At 39.0% G+C, this 24,553-nt stretch carries 26 protein-coding genes and 2 other annotated features; of the genes, 16 read left to right on the plus strand and 10 right to left on the minus strand.

Annotated elements, in window-relative coordinates:
* Positions 1 to 29: 29 nt before the first annotated feature.
* Positions 30 to 806 carry an MBL fold metallo-hydrolase gene (locus Q1B03_RS10745; RefSeq protein ID WP_299741156.1) on the minus strand — a complete coding sequence of 259 codons (777 nt, stop codon included), beginning with the start codon at positions 804 to 806 and terminating at the stop codon, positions 30 to 32.
* A 176-nt stretch (positions 807 to 982) separates the two neighbouring features.
* Between Q1B03_RS10745 and Q1B03_RS10750 the strand changes: the two genes are divergently transcribed.
* From Q1B03_RS10750 to Q1B03_RS10785, 8 genes are all read left to right on the plus strand, one after another.
* Positions 983 to 1,159, plus strand: coding sequence for a hypothetical protein (locus tag Q1B03_RS10750; protein ID WP_299741158.1), 177 nt, complete (start codon positions 983 to 985; stop codon positions 1,157 to 1,159).
* A gap of 65 nt (positions 1,160 to 1,224) precedes the next feature.
* On the plus strand, positions 1,225 to 1,518 hold the full coding sequence (locus Q1B03_RS10755; protein ID WP_299741160.1) for a TIGR04104 family putative zinc finger protein: 294 nt from the start codon (positions 1,225 to 1,227) through the stop codon (positions 1,516 to 1,518).
* Positions 1,519 to 1,737: 219 nt separating this feature from the next.
* Positions 1,738 to 2,115, plus strand: a complete 378-nt coding sequence (locus tag Q1B03_RS10760; protein WP_299741162.1) for a hypothetical protein — start codon at positions 1,738 to 1,740, stop codon at positions 2,113 to 2,115.
* 315 nt (positions 2,116 to 2,430) lie between these two features.
* The gene (locus tag Q1B03_RS10765) at positions 2,431 to 3,228 is read left to right on the plus strand and encodes an alpha/beta fold hydrolase (RefSeq protein WP_299741164.1); all 798 of its coding nucleotides are present in this window, start codon (positions 2,431 to 2,433) and stop codon (positions 3,226 to 3,228) included.
* A gap of 310 nt (positions 3,229 to 3,538) precedes the next feature.
* On the plus strand, positions 3,539 to 4,267 hold the full coding sequence (locus Q1B03_RS10770; RefSeq protein WP_299741298.1) for a TIGR02206 family membrane protein: 729 nt from the start codon (positions 3,539 to 3,541) through the stop codon (positions 4,265 to 4,267).
* A 66-nt stretch (positions 4,268 to 4,333) separates the two neighbouring features.
* Positions 4,334 to 4,885: a glycerol-3-phosphate acyltransferase gene (locus Q1B03_RS10775; RefSeq protein WP_299741166.1), complete on the plus strand. Its 552-nt coding sequence runs from the start codon at positions 4,334 to 4,336 to the stop codon at positions 4,883 to 4,885.
* Positions 4,886 to 4,919: 34 nt separating this feature from the next.
* The gene (locus Q1B03_RS10780) at positions 4,920 to 6,530 is read left to right on the plus strand and encodes an aminotransferase class V-fold PLP-dependent enzyme (RefSeq protein ID WP_299741168.1); all 1,611 of its coding nucleotides are present in this window, start codon (positions 4,920 to 4,922) and stop codon (positions 6,528 to 6,530) included.
* Positions 6,527 to 8,380, plus strand: coding sequence for an LTA synthase family protein (locus tag Q1B03_RS10785; protein ID WP_299741170.1), 1,854 nt, complete (start codon positions 6,527 to 6,529; stop codon positions 8,378 to 8,380). The genes Q1B03_RS10780 and Q1B03_RS10785 overlap by 4 nt, the downstream gene beginning before the upstream one ends.
* Positions 8,381 to 8,475: 95 nt before the next feature.
* Here the strand turns inward: Q1B03_RS10785 and Q1B03_RS10790 are convergent, their stop codons facing one another.
* Positions 8,476 to 8,853, minus strand: coding sequence for a hypothetical protein (locus tag Q1B03_RS10790; RefSeq protein WP_299741172.1), 378 nt, complete (start codon positions 8,851 to 8,853; stop codon positions 8,476 to 8,478).
* Between the two features lie 131 nt (positions 8,854 to 8,984).
* Complete coding sequence (locus tag Q1B03_RS10795; protein ID WP_299741174.1) at positions 8,985 to 10,238, minus strand: ATP-binding protein; 1,254 nt, start codon at positions 10,236 to 10,238, stop codon at positions 8,985 to 8,987.
* Positions 10,239 to 10,647: 409 nt separating this feature from the next.
* On the opposite strand from Q1B03_RS10795, the gene Q1B03_RS10800 reads away from it, so the two are divergent.
* The 6 genes from Q1B03_RS10800 (at position 10,648) to Q1B03_RS10825 (ending at position 16,161) form a co-directional block, all read left to right on the plus strand.
* Positions 10,648 to 11,550: a YitT family protein gene (locus tag Q1B03_RS10800; protein ID WP_187443370.1), complete on the plus strand. Its 903-nt coding sequence runs from the start codon at positions 10,648 to 10,650 to the stop codon at positions 11,548 to 11,550.
* 202 nt (positions 11,551 to 11,752) lie between these two features.
* Positions 11,753 to 12,064 (plus strand): hypothetical protein, encoded by a 312-nt coding sequence (locus tag Q1B03_RS10805; protein WP_299741175.1) that lies wholly within the window; start codon positions 11,753 to 11,755, stop codon positions 12,062 to 12,064.
* A 45-nt stretch (positions 12,065 to 12,109) separates the two neighbouring features.
* A complete protein-coding gene (locus tag Q1B03_RS10810) occupies positions 12,110 to 12,931 on the plus strand; it encodes an undecaprenyl-diphosphate phosphatase (protein ID WP_299741176.1) in 822 nt (273 codons plus the stop codon).
* A 326-nt stretch (positions 12,932 to 13,257) separates the two neighbouring features.
* Positions 13,258 to 13,481, plus strand: a binding site (T-box leader).
* Positions 13,482 to 13,531: 50 nt separating this feature from the next.
* Positions 13,532 to 14,755 carry a threonine--tRNA ligase gene (gene thrS / locus Q1B03_RS10815; RefSeq protein WP_299741177.1) on the plus strand — a complete coding sequence of 408 codons (1,224 nt, stop codon included), beginning with the start codon at positions 13,532 to 13,534 and terminating at the stop codon, positions 14,753 to 14,755.
* Between the two features lie 194 nt (positions 14,756 to 14,949).
* Complete coding sequence (gene pyrH / locus Q1B03_RS10820; RefSeq protein ID WP_299741179.1) at positions 14,950 to 15,678, plus strand: UMP kinase; 729 nt, start codon at positions 14,950 to 14,952, stop codon at positions 15,676 to 15,678.
* A gap of 63 nt (positions 15,679 to 15,741) precedes the next feature.
* Entirely contained in the window at positions 15,742 to 16,161 is a 420-nt protein-coding gene (locus Q1B03_RS10825; protein WP_299741181.1) for a GNAT family N-acetyltransferase, read from the plus strand.
* A gap of 45 nt (positions 16,162 to 16,206) precedes the next feature.
* Here the strand turns inward: Q1B03_RS10825 and Q1B03_RS10830 are convergent, their stop codons facing one another.
* The 3 genes from Q1B03_RS10830 to Q1B03_RS10840 all read right to left on the minus strand — a co-directional run bounded on the left by Q1B03_RS10830 (position 16,207) and on the right by Q1B03_RS10840 (position 18,906).
* Complete coding sequence (locus tag Q1B03_RS10830; RefSeq protein WP_299741183.1) at positions 16,207 to 16,500, minus strand: 4a-hydroxytetrahydrobiopterin dehydratase; 294 nt, start codon at positions 16,498 to 16,500, stop codon at positions 16,207 to 16,209.
* Entirely contained in the window at positions 16,497 to 18,224 is a 1,728-nt protein-coding gene (locus Q1B03_RS10835) for an aromatic amino acid hydroxylase (RefSeq protein ID WP_299741185.1), read from the minus strand. The genes Q1B03_RS10830 and Q1B03_RS10835 overlap by 4 nt, the downstream gene beginning before the upstream one ends.
* Before the next feature lie 93 nt (positions 18,225 to 18,317).
* Positions 18,318 to 18,527 (minus strand) — a binding site (T-box leader).
* 154 nt (positions 18,528 to 18,681) lie between these two features.
* Positions 18,682 to 18,906, minus strand: a complete 225-nt coding sequence (locus Q1B03_RS10840) for a hypothetical protein (protein WP_299741187.1) — start codon at positions 18,904 to 18,906, stop codon at positions 18,682 to 18,684.
* A 496-nt stretch (positions 18,907 to 19,402) separates the two neighbouring features.
* Between Q1B03_RS10840 and Q1B03_RS10845 the strand changes: the two genes are divergently transcribed.
* Entirely contained in the window at positions 19,403 to 19,597 is a 195-nt protein-coding gene (locus tag Q1B03_RS10845) for a hypothetical protein (RefSeq protein ID WP_299741189.1), read from the plus strand.
* A 17-nt stretch (positions 19,598 to 19,614) separates the two neighbouring features.
* Here the strand turns inward: Q1B03_RS10845 and Q1B03_RS10850 are convergent, their stop codons facing one another.
* On the minus strand, positions 19,615 to 20,091 hold the full coding sequence (locus Q1B03_RS10850) for a DUF2062 domain-containing protein (protein WP_299741190.1): 477 nt from the start codon (positions 20,089 to 20,091) through the stop codon (positions 19,615 to 19,617).
* 186 nt (positions 20,092 to 20,277) lie between these two features.
* On the opposite strand from Q1B03_RS10850, the gene pssA reads away from it, so the two are divergent.
* Positions 20,278 to 20,952 (plus strand): CDP-diacylglycerol--serine O-phosphatidyltransferase, encoded by a 675-nt coding sequence (gene pssA, locus Q1B03_RS10855; protein ID WP_299741191.1) that lies wholly within the window; start codon positions 20,278 to 20,280, stop codon positions 20,950 to 20,952.
* Positions 20,953 to 21,074: 122 nt separating this feature from the next.
* Here pssA and Q1B03_RS10860 read toward each other — a convergent pair whose 3' ends face one another.
* The 3 genes from Q1B03_RS10860 to Q1B03_RS10870 all read right to left on the minus strand — a co-directional run bounded on the left by Q1B03_RS10860 (position 21,075) and on the right by Q1B03_RS10870 (position 24,536).
* Complete coding sequence (locus Q1B03_RS10860; protein ID WP_299741192.1) at positions 21,075 to 22,265, minus strand: chromate transporter; 1,191 nt, start codon at positions 22,263 to 22,265, stop codon at positions 21,075 to 21,077.
* A 13-nt stretch (positions 22,266 to 22,278) separates the two neighbouring features.
* The gene (locus Q1B03_RS10865) at positions 22,279 to 22,587 is read right to left on the minus strand and encodes a PadR family transcriptional regulator (protein ID WP_299741193.1); all 309 of its coding nucleotides are present in this window, start codon (positions 22,585 to 22,587) and stop codon (positions 22,279 to 22,281) included.
* 173 nt (positions 22,588 to 22,760) lie between these two features.
* A complete protein-coding gene (locus Q1B03_RS10870; protein WP_299741194.1) occupies positions 22,761 to 24,536 on the minus strand; it encodes a dihydroorotate dehydrogenase in 1,776 nt (591 codons plus the stop codon).
* Between the last annotated feature and the right edge of the window lie 17 nt (positions 24,537 to 24,553).

Raw genomic sequence — 24,553 nt, forward strand, 5'->3', positions numbered from 1 at the left:
CGTACGTGAAGAGGGACGGACCTTCCTTTTTAGGATATTTCTTTGATGATTGATTTGACTGTGTGTGTAGGCGAGTTTTCAAAGAGTGAGATGTATTGAAAGAGTTTGTTTTTTGGCAGCAGGTGATTACGAATTTCTTTAGGCGATTTTCCCTCCAGGTGGGCTTTGGTGACGGCTTCTTGAAGGTTGATAAGATAGTCTCGTTTTTTCTCTAAAAGCTTTCTCCCATGCTTCAAGTACCCCTGATGTGAACAATACACTTCTTGAAAGGAATACTGCAATGTTTTGTCTATTGATCGAATGAGCTCTGGTACAGACTCGAATGAAAAATTAGAAGTAGGAGAATGGAATAAATATAAATCCCCAGAAAAGCAAATGCCCTTCTCTTCATCAATGAGAACAATGTGATCCTCAGCGTGTCCAGGTGTATGAACAATTCTAAAGGAGTGTTTCGACGTTTTAAATACTTCCTTCTGAAGTGGTAAAGGGTGAAACGCTGGACGATTATGCCAGAACATAGCTCTGTAAAAAGGAAGTTTAGTATTGTCATTGCACTTTTCCACCCCTAAAGGATGAATCCATTGAGGAATGGAGTAAAACCTTTCAATCCAAGAACTATTACCAGTATGATCCTCGTGGTGATGAGTGTGAATGACTTCTTTAATCTGGAGCTCTTTAAAAATAGTACGTACTTCATTTTTCATACTGTATGGTCCCGTATCAACAAGAACATCATCGACTTTAAAAATATAAACGGGCATCTTCTGACCTAATGTTTGAACGTTTAATTTAAATGATTGTATCAATGCAGTTACCCCTTATGTATAAGTGTTATAGTACATAATTCGAATGAAAGTTTTAAATTCCTGCATGAATATATATTTAAGTGCGAATTTCCTTGTATAGGTCAATTCGGAGGGTGGATATGGTATAATTCCCTATAAGTGGAATATCAGGCGTTTTTTAAAGGGGTTTTCAATGTATGAAGGTGAAACAGAAGTCTTTACTTGTAATCCTTACGATTCTGATGGTGATTACCATCGTAATGCTAGATAAAATGGGTTTAAAAAAGGCAATTGAAGCGTGTGAGAGCAACGAGGGTTTAGCAGAGGTGGAAGAAGGGATCCTTTCTTGGAATGTTTCATGTGAAGAAAAGTAACTCCTCAAGTGTTAAAAATGGTACACTAGAGAGTAGAGTAGATGTTTTACATAGGGGGAAATGCTTTGCAGAAGTGTAATGTATGTAAGAATCAGTTTCAATGGAAAGAGTTATTATTCTCCATTTGGAGATCTTATAAACCTATTGAGTGCAGTCAATGTGGTAAAAAGCATACAATAAATTTTGCCTCAAAATTTTTTGTTTCATTTCTAATCATCGTTCCAGCAGTTGTATTCGGGTTATTGATTGCACCTGAACAAGGGTTATCAAAACCGATGACTTTTGGTGTGATCGTAGGTTTGGCGTTTGTGATCTCGTTGATTCTACCGTTGTTCGTTAAATACGAGTATAAAAAATAATAGTAAAGAGAGCTGCCGACCTGGGTAGCTCTTTTTTTGGAAATTGATTAATGTCCGTTATTTAATTCTTCTAACACTTCTTTAGTGCGGTAGTAAGGCATATGAAAGAAAATGTATCCCAATCTCATAATTAGGTTTGGATCTACATTTTGTTTTAGTACATTCTTGAGAGGGAATTTATTCATAAGTTACACTGTTAATATGGGAATTGTGTGCAAAGTGAAATTTGAAGATTGGCGTTCCATAATTGAGGAAAAGGTTGAAGTGAATGAAGCCCAAATCAAAATGATGGAAGAATACTATTCATCCGTTGACTTTGACTTTTCCATTGCGTTTTTTTACGAGGAACAGATGATTGGCGTCATGGGCATAACGTTACGTGAAGATACAAAGTATAGTGAAGTATTGTCATTTGGGGTTTTACAAGAATTCAAGACTCATAAGGGTAAAATGATTTGTGTGTTGATGAACGAGGCAAGGTCAAGGGGAGCCGAAACCATTACGTTTCATGCGTCAGATATTCCTGAAAAGGATATCCAAAAGGAATTGGGTTTAAGTGAGCTCACGAAAGATGTCAAGATGGTGAAGGAAGTATAGGCTTCTTGTTACCGAGCTGAAAATTAGATGGCCACATGTCGATAAATGTAAGGGATTTCTAAAAATGGCAGGTATTCTCCCATTCATCACAAAATGTTCGGAATTTCTTCAGCTTTTATATGACAAAGCGACTTCATATAGTTTAGAATGATAGATAATTAAGGTAAGGCTTCAAGAGTTTAGAGTGCATCAAGCATTTGTATTGAAAATCGATTTTTACATTAAAGAATAGTTAATAGAAGTAAAACGGTTCTCGAATAATTGGCTGATTCATTCATTCTTTTGGTAGGTTATGCTGTTTTAAGGAGAGAATTGATGCTAGAATACAATGTTCATCAAGGAGTCGGCAAAGAATATGTGGTGTTTCTTCATGGAATTGGAGGAAACTCGAGAATTTTCGGTAAGCAGCTCGATATATTCAAAAAATATTATAATGTAATAACGATTCATTTGCCCGGGCATGGGGAGTCCCCAAGCGTAGAATCATATAATGAAAAGTTTACAATTGATTTAAATGTGCGTGAAGTTCTTAAGGTATTAGATCATCTTAAAGTGGAACGTGCTCATTTTATTGGAATTTCTTTAGGATCGGTTCTAATTCACGCTTTATTACAAGCTGCTCCAAACAGAGTAAAAAGTGCCGTCTTAGGGGGATGTATCACTAGATTCAATTTATTATCCAATACACTACTTAAAATTGGTGATGCAGTGAAAAACATGATCCCATTCATGTGGTTGTATAAAATTTTCGCCTACATCATGATGCCTAAAAGCAATCACAGAATTTCGAGAAAGTTATTCATTCGCGAAGCAAAGAAAATGAATCGTAATGATTTTCTCGGATGGTATCGTCTGACACCCTTTGTGAAATCAACGTACGCTTCTGTGCAGGAAAGGGCTTCTCATGTTCCTAAGCTTTATATTTCCGGGAAAGAAGATCATCTATTTGTTCAGTCACTTGATCAGGATACAAAGGGAGATCCCTCAGCTACGAAAGTGTTCATTGAGGATTGTGGACATGTGTGCAATGTAGAGAAGCCAAGTGAATTTAATCGACTGGCTCTTGATTTCATTTATAAGAACCAAGACGTTCCATTGCGTAAGGTTCAATAAAGCAAAAAATTTCCCATTTCCTTATTGAGATGGGAGTTTTTTTATAGATGTATGTTAGTTGCAAACTTGATTTATATAGTGATAGAGTGGAGAAATCTCTGTTAAGTAATCTGATTGATTCTTAACGGGGATTTTTTTGTCATGGGGTTAAATATTTAGAGCAAGGGAATGGGGAGGGATGGAATATTTCGATTGTGTTAAGGGCGATGATTGCTAGATATCTTTGGGGAGGTCCGTCCCTTAAAGGAATTGAGGAAGGATTAAGAGAATATAGTATAGATGGGTGTTCGAAGGGGAGTTGAGGGGTTTGGTGAAAGAGATGATGAATTTTAGATATGAGGAGTATCCTTTTGAGTTGTTTTCGGTATCCCATGTGGTAGCAATGATTGTCTCGTTTGGATGTATGATCGGTTTGTATGTGTTCAGAAATCAACTAAACGGCAGGGGTAAGAGTGTGTTTAAATGGCTTCTGGTGGTGCTTATGGTTTTGAGTGAAGCATTATTTCAGATTTGGTACTTTATCAATGATCATTGGGATGTAGCCATTAATTTGCCGTTTCAATTATGTTCGATCTCATTGTATCTGTGCACGATCATGCTCATAACGAAAAGCTATAGAATCTTTGAAATCAGTTTTTTTGCCAGTATGACGGGTGCTTTTATTGCCATCGTGACACCTGAGTTGTTTTTTGGTTTTCCTCATTTTCGTTATTTTCAATTTTTCTTAGCACATCTGACGATCGTTATATCCTGTTTGTACATGGTATGGATAGAAGGCTTCACAATAACGTTCCGATCTATGGTTAGGGCATTCATCGCTTTAAATCTGATCGCTGTTATCGTGTTTTTGTTGAACAGACTGGTTGGAGCAAATTATATGTTTCTTTCTCATAAACCGTATAATGCAAGTCCCATAGATTATTTAGGCGAGTATCCCTGGTACCTCCTTGCTCTTGAAGGTGTCGCCCTTATATTATTCATCCTCCTTTATTTACCGTTCTATCTCTTAAGAAAAAGGAAGAGTGTAGGGGAATTGTAAATATATGAAACTTTCTCGGGTATCAATCCGTCTATTAACATATAAGAAAAGACAGGTGTAGGTATGATGAGTAATAGTATGATCATAAGTATTATCATTTTGGTTTCTTATGGACTGGGAAGTATAACAGGTGCTTATTATATAGTGAAAATGTTTACCGGTGAAGATATCCGTAAACTGGGAAGCGGAAATGTCGGTGCGACGAACGCAGGTAGAGCAATAGGGAAAAAAGGATTTCTTCTGACGCTCCTGATTGATGCCGGGAAAGTGATTCTTGCAATCATGATCACGGCACAACTGGCAGAAGGCGAGAGTTACTTAGTTCTCAGTTCGATATTTGCCATGATCGGACATTTGTTTCCAATCCAGCTTGGATTTCACGGTGGAAAGGGAGTAGTTGCTTATTTAGCATCTGCCTTATTTCTTAGTCCCCTTACCATTGGGATTTTCGCCATCACTATGGGAATCTTATATCTAATTTTGAGAAGATACCCCATAGCCGGTTTTCTTTCAATGGCAAGCATTCCGATTACGGCGTATGTGCTTGAGGGTTCATTCACCATTTCAATCGGATTATTGTCACTATTTGTTTTTGTACTATGGGCTCATAAACGATGAAGCAGCAATCTGTCGATACATAGGAGGTACGAGAATGGACAACCTTTCTCTTCAGTATAAAATAGCAAGTGAATCATATGAGTTTCAACAAATTTATACATTGAATTATGAGACCTTTGTAGAAGAAATACCTCAGCACGAAGGAAATCAAGAACGCAAACTGATTGATAAGTTTCACGATGAAAATACATATGTGATTGCTAAAGATCAAGGTGAAGTGGTGGGCATGATTGCAGTTCGTGACAAGCGTCCCTTCTCATTGGATTTAAAACTGAGAAATCTTAATGAATATTTGCCGACTGATGCTGTCCCTTGTGAAATTCGCTTATTATCTGTCAAGGAAGCGTATAGAAGTACGAGGGTTTTTTATCAATTATGTGAGCGTTTAGTATCTTATTGTTTGGAGAAAGGATATACGATGGCTCTCATTTCAGGGACGGTTCGTCAGCTGAAATTGTATAAACGAATAGGTTTCCAGCCCTTTGCCGATCTAGTAGGGGAGGAAGGGGCAAAATTCCAGCCAATGTATTTAACCCGTCATAGCTTCGAAAATTCGACGAAAGCCTTTCAGCGATTAATGATTCGCAAAACAGAAAAATCAGTTCCGCTTTCTTTCCTTCCAGGGCCGGTTCCACTTCATGGAAAGGTAGAAGAAGCTTTCAAAAGAGAACCCGTTTCTCATAGAAGCACGATGTTTATTCATGAAATGGAAGAAGTAAAAAGATCATTATGCGAGATAACAAACGCAAACTATGCAGAAGTTGCAGTGGGAACGGGTACCCTATCTAATGACATGGTTGCAGCTCAGCTGAAATGTTTGTCAGGCAGCGGCCTTATCCTGGCAAACGGAGAATTTGGGTACCGGTTGATTGATCACGCATACCGGTTTGATTTACATTTTCAAACGTTTGAAAAGGATTGGAATGAACCCATTTCATTGGTCGAAGTGGAAAGCCTACTCCAGAAAAATCAGAACATAAAATGGCTTTGGACGGTTCATTGTGAAACGTCGACAGGCTATTTGTATGACTTGGACGGGCTACTTTCTTTGTGTAAAACGTATGGAGTAGAGCTATGCGTCGATGCCTGTAGTTCTGTTGGGACCATTCCAGTGAACTTCAAGGAAGTGTACTTTGCCACAACAGTCAGTGGGAAGGGGTTAGGCTCTTATCCCGGCCTCGCTATTGTATTTCATAGGGACGATATACAATCCAGCACATCAATTCCAAGGTACTTGGATATGGGAATGTACGAGGTGAATGGAAGCATCCCATTTACCCACTCATCTAACCTAGTAAGGGCACTAAAGGAGGCACTGCATTTTATTGAGTATGAAATGCATGAAAAATTAGCTCATAAAGTACGGTGTGTGTTAACACTAGGAGGATTTCATATACTAGGTGATAAAAACTATTCCCCAGGAGTGATTACAATTGCACTAGAGAGGGAACAGTGTAGTAGACAGTTTGGAGATGTTTGTAAAGATAGAGGTATTTTATTAAGCTACGAAAGTGACTATTTGGTTAAGAGGAACTGGGTGCAGGTGGCACTCATGGGAACACAAAACGAACGAAAGGTTTTGAAAGCAATGAACATACTCAACAAAGAATATCAAAGCAATGTCGATTCAAGGGCTGTTAAATGAGTCGGATTACCCTTTTTTTCTCCCGTTTTAAAACATATAAACTAGTAGGGTTTGCCCTTGTAACCCTATGGTTAAAGACCGCTTTAGTTTCCCTTATTGGATTTAATTTGCATATAGAATCCTTCTTGGACTTATTACTTATCTTATTCAATTCCATTGGTTCGTTAATGATATTAGTCGGGTTCAGTTTTTATTTCTCAAAAAAGATAAAACCCTCTGTTGTCGTCCTTGCCATGGGGATTGCAACTGGTCTACTATACGGTGATCTATTGTATTTTAGGTTTTACTCCGATTTTGTAACCGTTCCGATTCTATTTCAGTTTAAAAATGTAGGGGGCATCGGGCCAAGTACATTTGAACTGATGAGTCCTTGGGACCTTCTCTTAATTACAGATTTCCTTCTGCTCGGATGGTTATTAAAGAAAAAGTGGACTCACCCCGTTAATGTGTCAAAAAGGTGGAAGCTTTCATATATCGGATTAAGCCTCCTGTTACTACTCGTTACAGTTGGATTAGGGCTAGTGAAATCACCGTATTTATTTGCTGAATCCTACGACAGAGAGCAAATGGTCAAATCAGTGGGACCTTATAATTATCATTTATATGATATTGGGGTCGAATCTACGGTTCCATTCACTAAGATGCTTGCCAGTAAATCAGATACAGAAGCATCCCTTAAATATACACAATCCAAGAAGCGAAATGAGTCAGACTTATTTGGAGTTGCAGAAGGAAAAAATGTCGTATTAATCAGTATGGAATCTACACAGAATTTTGTCATCAATCAAAAAGTCAACGGAGAAGAAATCACACCGTTCTTGAATTCTTTAATCAAGGATAGTTTTTATTTCAATCAAATTTATGACCAGACTGCACAAGGAAAGACGTCAGACTCTGAGTTTATGATTGATACAGGATTATATCCCTTAGCTAGTGGATCAGCTTTTGTTCGTAAACCTGATAACCGTTATAAAAGCATGCCCCATATTTTGAAACAGAAAGAAGATTATTATGCCGCTGTTTTTCATGGGAATGATCGTTCGTTTTGGAATCGTGATGTGATGTACGAATCGTTAGGATATGATCGCTACTTTTCGAAAAGAGACTTCAATGTATCTGAAGATAACTCAGTCAATTATGGAATAAAGGATATTCCGTTCTTCCAACAATCTATTTCATATCTTGAAAAATTGCCGCAACCATTTTATACGCGTCTCATAATGCTGACGAATCACTTTCCCTTTTTATTAGAAGAAGAAGATAAACTTATTCCAGAGGCTTCCACAGGGGAGGATGTTGTTAACCGTTATGTCACCACGGTACGTTACGAGGATGAAGCGATAAAGACATTATTTAACAAGCTTAAAGCAAACGGAATGTATGAGAACACTGTATTTGTACTTTATGGAGACCATTATGGCATCTCAGAAAAATATGAAAATGGAGTGTTCGAGCTTTTGGGGCAGGAAGATACCCCGGTGAATCATGTGAAGCTTCAGCAGGTACCCCTCATTATCCATGTCCCGGGAGAAAAAGGGAAAACGATTGAGACCATAGGGGGAGAAATCGATATTCGTCCAACCATTCTTCACTTATTGGGGATTAAGATGAAAGATAATCTTTCATTTGGTCATAACCTGTTCACTAGAAAGGAAGATCATCCAGTCATTTTCAGGGATGGAGATTTTGTTACAGAAAAGTACGTCTTTAAAGACAATGTTTGCTATGACAAGAATAGTGAAACATCCGCTACTGAATCATTATGCGAGCCGTTCAAAGAAACGGTAAGAAAAGAGTTGGGGATGTCGGATGATATCATTTATGGAGATTTGTTGAGGTTTTTGGAATAGCAGGCAGAAACCCCGGCTCTATTGTAGAGTCGGGGTTTGTAATGGGTATACACTTATCAATAATATAATTATGTAAACCGTATTGCGTTCTTTATTCATTCCCGATTTTCTAACAGACCGTATTTCTCAATCCGATTTTCGGAATTCATTTTGTAGAATCTTCCATTAAATCCGATGGCTTCTAGACTAAATATGCGGTTCGGGTCATTCAGGCTTATGTAGTGTCTATTTATATGTAATGTAAATAGTCCAGGAGAAAAGGCTCCGTTTCCATTTGCAAGCTTAATCCTCTCTGTGATGTTGCCATTACCACTTTCCAATTCAATGATAGAGCAGTCTTTATTGCAATCAATAGTGTATTCTTCTTGCAGCCAAAGGGTAAAATCTTTTTCTGTCGGCTTATTGAGAATGGTTATACTGCAAAGTGTTACGATTAGACCTATTAGAAATAGGAATGTCCATCTTTTGCTCATTGTATTTAGCCTCCCATCAGGTTGTGAAAGAACTGGAAAATCTTGATGAATTAAGTGTATCATAGATTAAGAGAGATGAGATTTTTTAATAAAAAAGCTTAGGTTAAAATACCCTAAGCTTTTGGTGAGAATTATTGTTTAGTTGTGAGAGGTAGACGGATCTTCACGACGGTGCCATTATTCAACTCACTTTCGTACTCAATCATTCCACCCATTTCACGAATGATTTTATTCGTCACCATGCTTCCAAGGCCGGTGCCCTTTGTTTTCGTGGTGTAAAAAGGTAACCCGATCTTTTTCAACTCATCCCCAGTCATTCCTTTTCCCGTGTCTGAAATATTGATTACCACATTGTCCCTGGAAGAGTCTTCTTTTAAAAAGATGATGATTTCCCCATTTTCATCAATGGATTCAATACCGTTCTTTATGACGTTCATAATCGCTTGCTTCATATGATGCTCATCACCCTTAATATAATGGGTGCCATTTTGATGGAATAGTATCGATGTATTCGAATAGGAGGCAAATGGTCTTAGTAAGTCGACACAGTCCTGAATCACTCTTTCCAGGTTGATTGTAGACAGCTGAAATTCATCAGGTCTTGCTACGCTAAGATAATCTGTGATGATTTTATTCGTACGATCTAATTCATTTAGAATAAGAGGAGAGTACCTTTTAAACTGTTCATCCTCAGTGTCCTCGCTTAGATGCTGGATGAACCCTCTGACGGTTGCAAGGGGATTTCGAATCTCATGGGCGATAGAAGCTGCCATCTGGCCCACCATATTCAATTTATCGAGATACACCATTTCTTCGATCTGTTTGTTCGTTCGAATCAAATGTTCAATAATGAACACCAGAGCTAGAAAAGTAAAATAGAAAACAGAGAAATAAATAAAATAAAACGGCAAATGAAGAATAGGAATATAGTTGTTTATAATCGTGATGTAAAACAATGAATGAACCAGGAAGATGATTGTACTCCCCAATAATTTATATTGTGTATCTAATAACAGCCTACGAAAGAGAATGCCTATTACAAATGCCAGAACTGAGACCGCTATTCCAACCATGACATATGGACCGCCTATTAAATAGCGGAAGATGATCACGCATCCTAAAACGATCGATCCTGATAATAAACCGGCATAGATTGTCGCAATTAAAATGGCGATCATGCGTAAGTCAAAGTGAGTTTCTCCAAGGGTTTCAATCGGATAGAGCATACACAGTAAAGCCCCAAAGGATGCGATAAGACCATAAGTGATTTTATGTTTAAAATGTGGAACTTGTTTCTCTTTAAATGGAAATAATACGTTAGCATTATACGTAAATGAAAACAATATTGTAATATTGACCAACAAAGTTTTGATTAATGTAATCAAAGAAAAGCCTCCAAAACCTAATTTACCTGGAAACAGAAAACAAGTTCCAGCTTATCCAAAATATGAATATACAAGTATTAAAAATACTTCATTTTCCCCTTCGAGTCAAATTTAATGGCAGAGGGACGGACCTTGAAATGTTAAATAGAGAATGGCTGGATAACTCGATTAGAAGGATTAAAACCAAGTATTCGTTAAGCCAATGGAAGTTGGACTGTGCTCATTTAGAGGTCCGTCCCTTACTATAAGCAGGTATTTTGGAGGGGATAATAGAATATATAAGTTATACAAGCTTGTTTTAGGGAACTTAAGGGTATTGGTTTTCTGTTTGTTACATAGATCATTTTGATTCCAGTGAGATGAGTTCAGTAGTTGTCGCGTGATGTTTATCTTTGGAGGAGGAATGAAGATGATTGAAGGACAGGTAATAAATCAATTGCAGCAAGTGAAAGTAAAGCATAAAAAGATTCCCCTTAAAGAGGTAGTGAAAAGAGCTGTCCTCATTACCATCGGGGCGATGATTATGGCAGTTGGTCTTGAAATATTTCTAGTCCCGAATCAGGTCATTGATGGAGGAATCGTTGGCGTCTCCATTATGCTCTCCCATATTACAGGCGTTAAACTTGGTCTTTTCATCTTTATTCTCAACATCCCCTTTTTCTTCATCGGTTATAAACAAATCGGAAAAACCTTCGCATTCTCTACACTTTACGGCATTATTATACTGTCGATTTCAACTACTTTTCTTCATCCGGTAGCTGCCTTCACACAAGACATTCTACTGGCTTCTTTATTCGGAGGAATCGTTCTTGGAATAGGAGTGGGTATGGTCATTCGTTACGGTGGATCCCTGGATGGTACGGAAATTCTTGCTATCTTATCAAGTAAAAAGCTGCCCTTCTCTGTAGGTGAAATTATTATGTTTGTCAATCTATTCATTTTGGCTTCCGCCGGATTTGTATTTAGCTGGGATAGAGCCATGTATTCACTTCTGGCCTATTACGTAGCTTTTAAAATGATTGATATTACCATTAAAGGGTTGGACGAATCCAAATCGGTTTGGATCATAAGTGAAAATTATAAGGAAATCGGTGATGCTCTCTTACACAGACTGGGGAGAGGAGTGACCTATTTGAAGGGGGAAGGAGCCTTCTCAGGAGATGACAAAAAAGTGATATTCTGCGTCATCACACGTCTGGAGGAAGCCAAACTTAAAGACATCGTCGCTGAACATGATCCATCCGCTTTTCTAGCTATTGCTGATATAGCAGAGGTAAGGGGGGGGAGGTTCAAAAAGAAAGATATTCATTAGGTCAGAAGCACAGTATAGGGAAGCCCTTTACTGTGCTTTTTGTTGATTTGACTCAGAAAATTGATTTTAGACTCCTTTCGTGAACATTTTGGCTGATGATTCATTGGAAGTGCTCTGATCAATAGCGTACATTTCCTTATTGTCGTCCCCTGTCGGTTATAGTATGATAAGCTAGATTATCACGGGAGGGGAGGGGAAAAGTGTGAAGAAAATCATGTTGCTTGTGCTATTTTGCTGTTGTGGAATTTTTCAGCAGATAGACGCCATACAGGCTCATAGTGGAGAAGAAGTCATTCAGGATCAAGCGCAGATGGCCTTTCTTGACGATGATTCTTTCTCATTAACTCCTCCTCTAGTGACGAAGAAAATAGAAGATAAAAGTAGAATTCCTTTTAAAAGAATTCTACCTCTAACTTCTCCCATTCATTCCAATGACCGACTCTATTCCCATTACCGTGGGGATTCAACCGGCTTTGAGGTCATCGTGAAATATCACTCCAACTATCTTTCGTGACTGTCCTATAAACAGAATGAATAAAAGATAGAGGAGAATTGATAAATGGACGTCATCATGTTAATAAAAGCATTCATCTTAGGTTTGGTTGAGGGGTTAACGGAGTTTGCCCCTGTATCTTCTACTGGTCATATGATTGTAGTAGACGATTTATGGATCAAATCAAAAGAGATATTGGGTAAATATCCGGCAAATACGTTTAAAGTTGTGATTCAATTAGGATCAATTTTAGCAGTTGTCATTGTATTTAGAGAAAGATTTAAAGATTTGCTCGGATTTAAACACCGTACCGCAAATAAATCATCCAATTTAAAATTAACCCATATTCTGGCTGGATTAATTCCTGCAGTGATCCTGGGCTTGTTATTTGAGGATTATATCGATGAGCATCTTTTTTCGCTTAATACAGTTCTGGCTGGTTTAACAATCGGTGCTTTCCTCATGATTGCAGCGGATTTGTTTCGTCCCAAGATTGTCACAGTGGAGAATGTCGATCAGATAACCCATAAAAAAGCGCTGATGATTGGGCTTATTCAATGCTTATCATTATGGCCAGGTTTTTCTCGGTCGGGTTCGACCATTTCCGGAGGGGTTTTACTTGGGTTAAGCTACCGGGCAGCATCAGATTTCACATTTATTATGGCGGTTCCGATCATGTTGGGAGCAAGTTCGCTTTCTCTTATGAAGAACTGGATGTATTTTACCCCTGAGTTTTTACCGTTTCTATTGGTTGGGTTCTTAAGTGCATTTCTTTTTGCTTATCTGTCGATACACTTTTTTCTGAAGGTGATTAATAAAATCAAACTAATTCCTTTTGCGATCTATCGGCTTGTTCTAGTCGCGATTATTTTTCTTTTTTTTATTTAAACACTCTTGACAGTTAGAAAATACTACCATATAATTTCAATAACAAATTTAACAAAATTGAATATACTATACGAAAGCGAAGATGAGGACATGATTCATTCCGTTTTTTCTTGATCAGAGAGCAGGGTCACCGGCTGAGAGCCCTGAAGAGAAAGGAATGCCTTACCACCTCGGAGCTATTATGGTGAAATGTCAGTATCCATAATCGGGAAAACCGTTATCAACTTTGAGCGGAGGGCTTCTGTTTAGCACTTCGGAATTAGGGTGGAACCACGACCGCACTCGTCCCTTGGTTAGGGATGGGTGCGGTTTTTTTATTAATTGAATAAAAAGTGATGAAGAGGACACGAATCATTTGCTGTTTTTCTTACCAGAGAACAGGGTCACATGGCTGAGAGCCCTGAAGAAAAGGAAATGATTTACCACCTTGGAGCTATTATGGTGAAATGTCAGTATCCATAATCGGGAAAACCGTTATCAACTTTGAGCGGAGGGCTTCTGTTTAGCACTTCGGAATTAGGGTGGTACCACGACCGCATTCGTCCCTTGACAGGGATGAATGCGGTTTTTTATATGAAAAAATGATTAGGAGGAGACAAAATGTCAATTCAATCTGAAGTGGAAAAGCGAAATCACAGGAAATTAGGTCAGGAGCTGGAGCTGTTTGTATCGATGGAGGAAGCACCAGGGATGCCCTTTTATTTACCGAAAGGGATGCTACTACGTAATGAGTTAGAAGACTTTTGGAAGAGGGAACATCGGAAAGCAGCATACCAGGAGATTAGGACTCCCATTATGATGAAGCAGGAGCTATGGGAAAAGTCGGGGCACTGGGATCATTACCATGAGAATATGTATTTCTCAGAGGTAGATGATCAGAAATATGCAATCAAGCCAATGAGTTGCCCAGGGGCAGTCTTGATCTATAAAAGCAAGAGAAGAAGTTATCGTGAATTACCCCTTCGTTACGCTGAACTGGGATTAGTTCATCGACATGAGCTATCGGGTTCATTAAGCGGATTATTGAGAGTCCGTTCCTTCACTCAGGATGATGCTCATCTATTTGTTAGGGAAGATCAAATTCGGTCGGAGCTTCATAAAGTATTGGATCTTATCGATCTTTTCTATAGTAAATTCGGGTTTGACTATAAGGTCGAGCTTTCGACTCGGCCGGAAGATTTTATGGGCTCCGTCGAATTATGGGATCAAGCCGAAGGAGATCTGGAAGCTGTATTGAAAGAGAGAGGAGTCAATTATCAGATCAATAAAGGAGACGGTGCTTTCTACGGGCCTAAAATAGACTTTCATATACTGGACGTTCTTGGGCGAAGCTGGCAATGTGGTACGGTCCAACTTGATTTCCAAATGCCTGAAAAATTCGAGTGTGAATATATTGGCGAAGACAATGGAGCAGTCAGACCGATTATGATTCACCGAGCCATTTACGGTTCAATCGAACGCTTTATGGCAATCATCATTGAACATTTCGGAGGAGATTTTCCCCTTTGGTTAGCTCCCCACCAGGTCAAAATCCTTCCGATCTCCGACGCACATCTCCAATATGCTCAAAGTGTGAAGTCTCAATTAGAAAGAGAAGGGTTTAGGGTAGAAATCGATGATCGTGTAGAAAAAGTCGGTATGAAAATCAGAGAAGCAGAGATGCAAAAAGTTCCATATATGATGATAATAGGGGATAAGGAGGTCGAAAGTGATACTATTTCGTTACGTAAGAGAAAGGAAGGAAACGTAGGTGTGTTGGAGTTAAATGAGGTTATGGTGAAATTACAAGAAGAGGTAAATGGCTTGGGTAGTAAGGCCAACTAATTCAAAAATCCACTTGAACATTTCCTGTATTTTCTATACAATGAGAGAAGGAAAATTCTGAATAGTGCGAGAGGGGGAGAAGGAATGTTAATCAATCATCAATCATATTTCAGCATTTCTTCTCCTATAAAAAGAACTAAAAGGGTATTCATTCCCTTTTTAGTTCTTTTTTTATGTCCAGGGGAGGAATAGTGATGAGATACAAGCGTGTGTTAATTAAATTAAGTGGTGGAGCGTTGGCGGATAAGGAAGGAAATAATTTTGGCACTGAAGAGCTTGATCACATTGCAGGCGAAATCATGTCGATCGTCAATATGGGGATTGAAGTTTCCATAGTTGTGGGCGGGGGCAATATATTTCGAGGAAGTCTGGCAGATACTTGGGGGATTGAGCGGGTAGAAGCTGATAGCATTGGTACTCTTGGAACGATCATCAACAGTTTAATGCTTAGAGGTGTGCTGAAAAGTAAGACCGACAAAGAAGTTCGAGTGATGACCTCTATCCCAGTATCAACGGTTGCCGAACCTTATATTCGCCTTCGTGCCGTTCACCATCTTGACAAAGGATACATTGTCATATTCGGTGGAGGAAACGGTCAACCTTTCGTAACGACGGATTACCCCAGCGTTCAGCGAGCAATCGAAACGAATAGTGAGGCCATCCTGGTAGCAAAGCAGGGAGTAGATGGTGTTTTCACAAGTGACCCAAAACGGGATAAAAAGGCGAAGATGTACCATAATTTAAATTATGATGACGTTGTAACGAATAATATTAAAGTCATGGATCAATCAGCTCTGCTTTTAGCAAGGGACTATAAACTCCCTGTACACATTTTTAATTTCGACCAGGCAGGAATCATGGAGAAAATATGCTCAGGTCAGAAGCGGGGAACACTTATTAATCATGAAGAGACAAGACTTTGAGAAGATGAAGATAACTATGATTTTATGAAAATGATCGGATTGGGATAGGTAAGGTGAAAAATAATGGAGATCAATATTTATCACAAATTTGATTCGAATAAGCTGGATGAGATATGTGAAGTGTACCAGTCAGCAGGATGGTTGAAGCACTCAAATGAAGTAATTACCAAGGTTTTTCAAAGAAGTGATATAGTATCTTTCGCTATAAGTGATGGTAGGATCATTGGAGTTGGAAGAGCCCTTACGGATGGCGTATTCAATGCCGCAATATATGATGTGGTCGTTCATCTAGAGTATCAAAAAATCGGAATCGGAAGTCTCATAATGAGTGACCTATTAGAGCAGTTAAAAGATGTTTCTTGCGTTCAATTAATCTCAACAACCGGTAATGAAGAGTTTTATAGAAAACATGGAATGAAGAAACTGAAAACGGGTATGGCTAGATATTTGAATTCAAGTTTGACGGGTGAGTATTTGGATTAGGGGGCATTGAAGAAAAGAGACAGCCACGTGTGACTGTCTCTTTGTTTACACCATTTCCTTATAGAGCTTTTCAAACTGAGTGGCCACATCGAAGTCCAAATCTGTCAGACCATTTTCACTCCAGGAAGTCAACTCTACAATAACCAATTTGTATTGAATCGTTATAAAAGGATGGTGATTCACTTGCTCGGCTGCCTCTGCCAGTTTGTTGACGAACCGTATTCCTTCAAGGTAATCTTTGAACCGATAGCGCCGTTCAATCCATTTCTCTTCTTTAATACGCCATTTCTCAAGAGTTTCAAGTTTATGAGAAATGGCAGCTTCACTTAACTTCTTCATACCATAACTCCTTTCCTTCCATACATGACATCTAGGCCATTTTGAATGAGACGTGCAAACCGATCCTGCTTACTTAAAGCATATAAGTCTTTCAGAAGCTCTTCCTTTAACTGAGACCCCGGCTCGTGAATCTGCAGTAGTTCGATAACTTCAAGTCTAAGCAGCCACTCTTCAGGGAAATCCTCTTTCAGCCTTCCTACTATACTATGAATAAGATCTCTGGAAAAGGCTACCTCTCTCAGTTCTCTGACCTCTCTGAAGAGACTGTCCAATGGTGTAAAATCATGACATCTGCCATCCTCTTCTTTGATAAGAGGGTCTTCTCCGAAGAAAGCATCATAATCTGCCGCATGTGGCCGTGCTGAAACAATTTCACTGCCTACTGCCAAATCGTATGTTCCCCATGAAGGATGGAATAAAACGTGTTCACCCAAAGTCACCATACATTCATCAATTGATATGAGAACAAGATGATGATGGTGAAAGACGAGATTCGTCACATGTCCAGAGACTTCAATTCCACCATCAAATGTGATTTGCATTATTTTATTCATCTCAATGCCAAGCTTCCTTAAATCCGCTTCGGTCTGATTCTCAAGAATGGTACCATCCTGAAGGATACCAATAGGTGCACCGAAGCCATCAGCATGATGATCTGTCCCGTGATGATCCAGTTGCTCGTTTTGGATGGAAAGTGAAGTAGGTCCTGCGGTTTTGACGTAGATAGCTTCACCATGCTCATTTTTTATGACTTCTTTGAAGATACCGGTGACTTGTAATCCTGAATTGTATTCGATATGAGCAAGTTGATTAGAATGAATCGCTTTCTCTATAGCTTCTGTTCCACCTTTACGGAAAGCCATGGTCTCTCCGAATTTCTCGACTTCTTCAATGAGTTGTTCGAAACTTTCACAAACAAATAATTGAGTTTGCATGGAGGTAACATCATAGCTAGTATGGATGGCATCTTCGATGGTGAATGGCCTTTTGATCACTTCACTTGATAAACAGTGCTTGCTTTCTCCAACCGATGAAAGCAGTCCTGCACCGAAGATCTTCGGTTGATGAAAATTACCAATTAAACCGAATTCCACTGTCCACCAAAAGATTCGTGAAATTTGTTCTGCTTCAGATAGACCGGAAACGGCCTCTTGCTTTTTAATTAACATCTGCTTTGCTTCTTCAATTTCTTTCTCAGTGGAGCTTGGATCCTCCATTACAATGGATAAATGCCTGGTTGCTTCAAATGCTTCGTGTTCTTCTTCAGAGGCAAAAGCGTTTGCTCCTATATTGCCGATTATCTTTACAAATCGGGAATAGGTTTCATCAAACAGAATGGGAGCGTGTCCGGCTGCTTCATGCAATATATCAGGAGCAGGGGTGTATTCGATATTCGATTTTTGACGAATATCTGTAGCTATCGGAAGAATACCGTGAGCTTGGAAATCAAAGAACGCTGTGCCAGGGATCAAACCGTCTACAATTGCAGCCCCCCAGCCAATTTTCCCTAAGTGCCTGTTCATATCACTTACCTTAGGAATTTCGTCTATGTTAATACCGGAGGCTTTTAATCCTTCAGTGAAAGCTTCATGTGCGGTATCTTCAAGAAAGTGATGATTCTGTCTCATCACATAACGCCACACGGCGTGATCGATAGGAGTGTATGAATGATAATGCTGTTCAGCTACAAATTGGCGTAAATGACTTGGAATGGTTTGGTTCATATTAAATTCTCCTTATTTCAAGATGTTATTTAGCGCTTAAACGCTTTTATGCGCGAAAGTGGATACATACAAAAAATCCCTGCTGAATAAATCAGCAGGGACGAAAAAGATCGCGGTACCACCCTTGTTGTAAGCAAATTGCCTACCACTCGAATTGATAACGGACAATAACCGTCTTGTTCCACTACAGAACAAGAAGCTCAAGAAACGTAATTCATGATTTTCCTATGTACTAGTTCCCAGCACCACTAGCTCTCTATAACAGGGAGGAGATCACTACTTCAAATCCATCACAGCTCTTCACAAATATGTATGATCAAGATGCTTTATATCTTAAACGCTTTTAAGCGTTAAAGTCAAGCGGCATTTTTAAGGAGTATAAATAATATAACTCAAGTGGCCTTGAATCAATAATGCCAGATAGATAAAAACGCCAGGAAATACTGGCGTTTTTAATTTATAGAATTTGCGTTTTTTCCTTCGGGTCCTGAAGTTTCATTTGTTCTAATTCGAGTCTCATTTTCTGCGTTTCAATCACAAAATTTTCGTGTTTCAGTTTTTCCAGTTCGAGTTGGTCTTCTATCATTTTTTGTTTTAGCTTGGATTGTTTTTGGAAATGATCCGTTATGATTCCGAGGATGGGTATTGAAAAGATCATGATAACAGCAATGGTTCCAGTCATGACAATCCTCCTTTTTCTCCTAATCGTTTTCGTTACTTAATAGTTAAATTATAACAAAACACGAGGTGGATTAGTATATAGTGTGGTAATGTTAAGATAGAATCTTTATACAAGAATATACGAATATAAACCTGAAAGAGTTTCATCATTTTATATAAAAGAAGGATTAGAGTGAGACATTTTCCTGATTTGGAAACAAGCCGTTTATCTTTAAATGAACTTCACTTAAAAGATGCACCTTTTATCTTGGATTTGTATTCTAATGAAACGTATGTAAGTATCCCTATGACGAGGAGTTGTTTTATAGAGCAACCAAGAACTATATAGAGTGGAATACATATGATGATGAAAACAAAAACCATAATCGCTGGGGGATCATAAGAAAAGTGGATGGAGGTTATAGTGGGAACCGTGGGATTTCATTTATGGGATCACTATAATCATATTGCTGAAATCGGGTACGATTTGGCTGAGGAATTTCTGGGGGGCAGGGTATATGAGTAAAGCCGTTGGAAAATGTTTAAAACATGGCTTTCTTTACGACTTAATCGAATTCACGCTTATGGAGCACCGAAAAATCATTCCTCCATCGGTTTACTTGAGAAGCTCAGATTTGAAAAATAGGGAATATTCAGGGAAAAGCATTATTTCATGGGAGAGTACTACGATCTTTACTGTTACTGGTTGTTAAAGAGAGAATTGAAATAATTATAAATCCCATTTCTTCTGAACGAATGTAAGCATAGACTCACGGTATCTTCTAACGATGGAATTCATGACCCAATAGGTAAAGGTACCAAATAAAGGAATATTAATGAACATCCCAATAAAGAACGCCTTCCCAATTTGCAGACCATAGCCTACTGCTTCACTTGCGGAGTCAACAGTTTCAACAGAAGGAACGACTACATTAATAGGGTAGAATAGATGGCCTACAAGAAAATTCAGATAGAAAAATAAAGGGAACGCCCAAATCAAGGAGACTCCACCTACTAATCCAGCGAATGGATTTCCTTTAAAAATCTTTGCACACGCCGTTGATATGACTGGACCTATACCAAAGGAAGGAACAAAATTCACTAATAAACCGACCGTGAATCCTAATGCAATACTGTGAGCATTATCTTTTAGACGTAAAAGTTTTAAAGTAAGGCATTTGAATTCTCTAAGCTTTTTTCTAATCATGAAATCATCACCAGTAATCGTTTACTTTGTTACTCATTTTATAGTATGGCTTAATTAGCAAGATTGTAAATGGAAAAAAGTACTTTTATAAAAAGTTTTAATCAATTTTTTAAGACAATCCTTTATGATTTTGAGGAACATGATATGCTAGTAGTAACAGAATTTTTGGCAGAGCGAGGATAAAAGATGAAACTAACGAAAAAAATACCCAATATGGTCACGTTGGGAAATCTGTATTGCGGTTTCTTATCAATTGGGTTTGCCGCAAGCGGACAATTTAAAAACGCAGCAATACTAATTATCATTGGCATGATGCTAGATAGTATGGACGGCAGATTGGCGAGAATGCTGCAAGCTGATAGTGTACTAGGAAAGGAATTAGATTCATTAGCTGATATTGTCACGTTTGGAGTCGCACCTTCCTTTCTTGTGTATTATACATATTTCTTTCAATTTGGATTATTAGGGTTTATCGTAGCAGGGTTATTTCCATTATTCGGTGCTTATCGACTGGCGAGATTTAATACCAGTCCGCCGAAATCTTCTCTTCATTATTTCGTAGGTGTCCCGATTACGGCAGCAGGTGGAATCCTTGCGATTCTCACCCTTTTTGGAAACTTTATTCCAAATATCGTGACAACGGTCATTTTCACAGCAATGTGTTTTCTCATGGTGAGCCGTATACGAATCCCCAGTCTCAAGGAAGTGCCTTTACCTAAATACGGAACAATCGTGACGCTCTTCATTGGAGCATTACTATTCGTCATTTACAAAGGGACTTATGAGGAGTTTCCCTATTTGATTTACATCGCCACACCACTGTATATCGCATATCTGACGTATCGATTTATTAAGAGATAAAAAAATGATCCAGGCATTCATTGCCTGGATCATTTTTTATTTACCACTGTGCAAAACCGTTTCCTTAAAACCATAATATCAAAATGCTAGGACCAGGTCCCTTACAAAATCAACTTAATGAATTATATAAAACCCATAACGAGTCCACCCACTGCTCCTGTCACCACGACGATCCAAGGTGGAAGTTTCCAAAAGACCAGCATGCTAAACAAAACCGCAGCAAAGGCAAAGTCTTGGGGAGCAAGAATGGAGGAAGTCCATATCGGATGGTAGAAGGCTGCAATCAGGATTCCAACAACAGCAGCGTTCACTCCCATAAGAGCTCCTTTTATCTTAGGATTCCTACGGAGAGAATCCCAGAATGGGAGAGTCCCTAAAATGAGTAGGAAAGCCGGTAGAAAAATAGCGAAAGTAGCAAGTATTCCGCCTTTCCATCCATTAATTACAGCACCAATATAAGCTGCAAAGGTGAAGAGAGGACCTGGAACCGCCTGGGCTGCACCATACCCTGCCAAAAACGCTTCTTCCGTTAACCATCCGGTAGGAACAAACTCCCGTTCAAGCAGAGGCAAGACAACATGACCTCCACCAAAAACCAATGACCCGGAACGATAGAAGCTATCGAATAAAGCGATCCATTCAAGGGAGGTCAATTCCCTTAAGAACGGAAGAAGAAATAGTAATCCGAAGAATATAACTAAACAAATCACTGCGAATCTACGAGTAATCGGGAAGTCAATTCCGGCTTCTTCGTCGGGTTTATGTTGTTTAAAGAGTAAAAATCCAATGAAAGCTGAAAGAAGAATGACCCCGATTTGTGAAAACGCTGTCTGCCATAATAAAATAACCACTAAAGTAAACAATGCAATCGCTTTTCGTTTTAAATCAGGCGTCAACTTTTTTGCCATTCCTAAAATAGCATGAGCAACGACTGCAACTGCGACAATCTTTAACCCGTGTATCCACCCGGCATCTGCCACATCCAATTCTCGAAGAATGATGGCGAATAGAATCAATGCAATGACAGAAGGGAGTGTAAAGCCTAAAAATGAAACAATTCCTCCAAGCACTCCTGCCCGCATGATACCAATGCCCATTCCAACTTGAGAGCTAGCAGGACCCGGGAGAAATTGGCAAAGAGCGACCAGATCTGCGTAACTTTTTTCATCCATCCATTTTCGTCTGCGAACATATTCTTCATGAAAGTATCCTAAGTGGGCAACCGGCCCACCAAATGAAGTAAGGCCCAGTCTTGTTGAAATAATCAGTATTTCAATCAGGGTCTTTAAACTTCTAGATGTTTTCATTATCATTTCACCTTCTTTGTTAGTCTTTAATTTCTTTAAATAGCTCATAAGCTTTATCTCGTGCTTCACTGAGTACTTTATTGCCTCTATCTGTAGTGGAATAATACTTCCTGATCTTTCCCTCCACGTTTTTCTCTTCTTTTGTTAGTAGTCCGTCAGTCTCCATTGAGTGAAGAATAGGGTACAGTGTACCGGAGCTTATGCTATATCCATGTTCTCTTAATTCTTCTAACATCCACGTCCCATAAATAGGCTCTTCTTTGGCATGATGGAGTATATGGATCTGGATAAACCCTAGAAAGAGTTTCCGTAATACTTTGTCTTCCAAGTAAACACCTCCTACTATTCAAATCGAAATTCAATATCGAAAGTCGATATCAAAATTCTACACAAAGACTGTAACATAAAAAGCGTGCTGATTCAAAGGTTTGACGGCAAATTTACAAACTCTTAACAAAAGGTATTTACGAATATAAAAAGCCATATCCGCAATGGATACAGCTAACGTTCACCAATATCTCTATCATGATAAAAAAATGAATAGGTCTTGACTAAGCCAATCAAAAATAAGCCAATGGCAAAGTAGGCGGGCAGAAGATGGGTAAACGAGGTGTACCCGATAGCAAAATGAATATATATGCCCGAAATAAAGGCAGGAAGCCCCCCTATCAGAAGGGTCTGCCAAACCCACTTATTTCCTTGCTGAAAGCCCCAAAGTGAGAGAGTTAAGACTAGTAATCCCACACTTAGTAAAGCACTGCCGAATCCCGCTCGATCATGTGCAATAACGGGAATGAGGTTCTGATTGAACTCATGAAGAATCTCCGGTGGCATACAGAGGTAAAGAAGATCCGTGGGAACAAAAACAGAAGTAACCCCAAAGTAAGAAATGACAAGACCACCAAGAACAAAAGAAAATCCAAGTACGACAAATGCAAGCTGACCATACAGGGATTGCATCCATATATTATGATTTCTTCGATTTCGGGATGAGGGAGTTCCATTTATCCCCCTTGTATGAATCCAGCCATATACGTAAAAAGGTAGCAAAACGAACCAAAATAAAAGGTGAAGCCAGTCAAAATAGCCATACCCTATAAATAGGAAAATTCCCAGAAATCCTGTAATGGCAGCAATGTCTATTGATCGTTTGGCCCATAGGAGACCTCTTTTAACACCATGGAAGGAGAGCTGCATATACACTATCCCTCCAGAAATCATTGTACCTGCTAACGTCATCCGATCATGAGCCATAAATTTTACAATCCGGTCGTTGAATCCAGCAATCGATTCCCTCTTCATCCCCAAATAATGTTCATCATAGGGCAGAATCACTGAAGTTAAACTAAATAGGAAGGCTAAGAGTCCTCCTATAAAAATAAATAAACCAAAATACCAGTAAGATTTCCATCCCTTTTGAGGGGGGATCTGATCGTTCAAATCATCCAGCAATGCTTCGTTAATGCGTTTGGTCAAGCCCGGACCTGAAAAGACATATCCATCTGAAAGAAGAAGGAGGCTTGCCCCTGCATCCAGTAGAGATAGCGCCTGACCTGGTTCATGAACTCCACCTGAAGTGATGATTGAGAGAGTTGGGATTGCCTTTTTATACGTACGAATAGTTGAGAGGAGAGTCTTGAATTCATCTTCTTCCACAACGATTCCTGAAATATCTTCAACGCTCAATTTATAGAGAAGATCTAAAGTTGGATTTGAGATGAAAATCGGTTTGTTACTTTGTATTGTAGGGTGAATTTCATCACCTTCGACAATATAACCATCTGCCAATACATCTAATTGTTCCATCATAATGGTTATTTCTTGAGGTGTCCCCGACAAGCGTAAGATGAATGGCTGTCTTTTTCTAATCTTCCTTAATTTCTCTATAGTCTTCTTTAATCCAATGGATTCGGGGGGATCCGAAAACTGAATACGCTGCTCATTATGATTCGTAATGGGATGGTACGATTCTGTTGGCTGTATCGTTACCGGACCAACCTCAATAAAGCCAAATCCCAAATGGGTAAATGCAGATGTACCGGTTAGTAACGGGTCAATTTTACCGGATAGACCAACAGGATTGGCAAACTCTATCCCATTAAATTGTATTTTAAGTTGAGGGGGGCACTCTTCTCGTCCCAAAAAATTGATAATGTGAGGACCAAGGGGGAGAGAAGCGATTGTACTCATTCCTCTATGTATAAACTCTCTCGACATATGAGCAGGGAGTTTGGATAAAACGGGTTTGAATATTCTGTGATAGGACCAATCAGGCATAACACATTCCTCGCAAT

Origin of the sequence: uncultured Rossellomorea sp., from assembly GCF_947488365.1 — a bacterium.
GTDB lineage: Bacteria > Bacillota > Bacilli > Bacillales > Bacillaceae_B > Rossellomorea.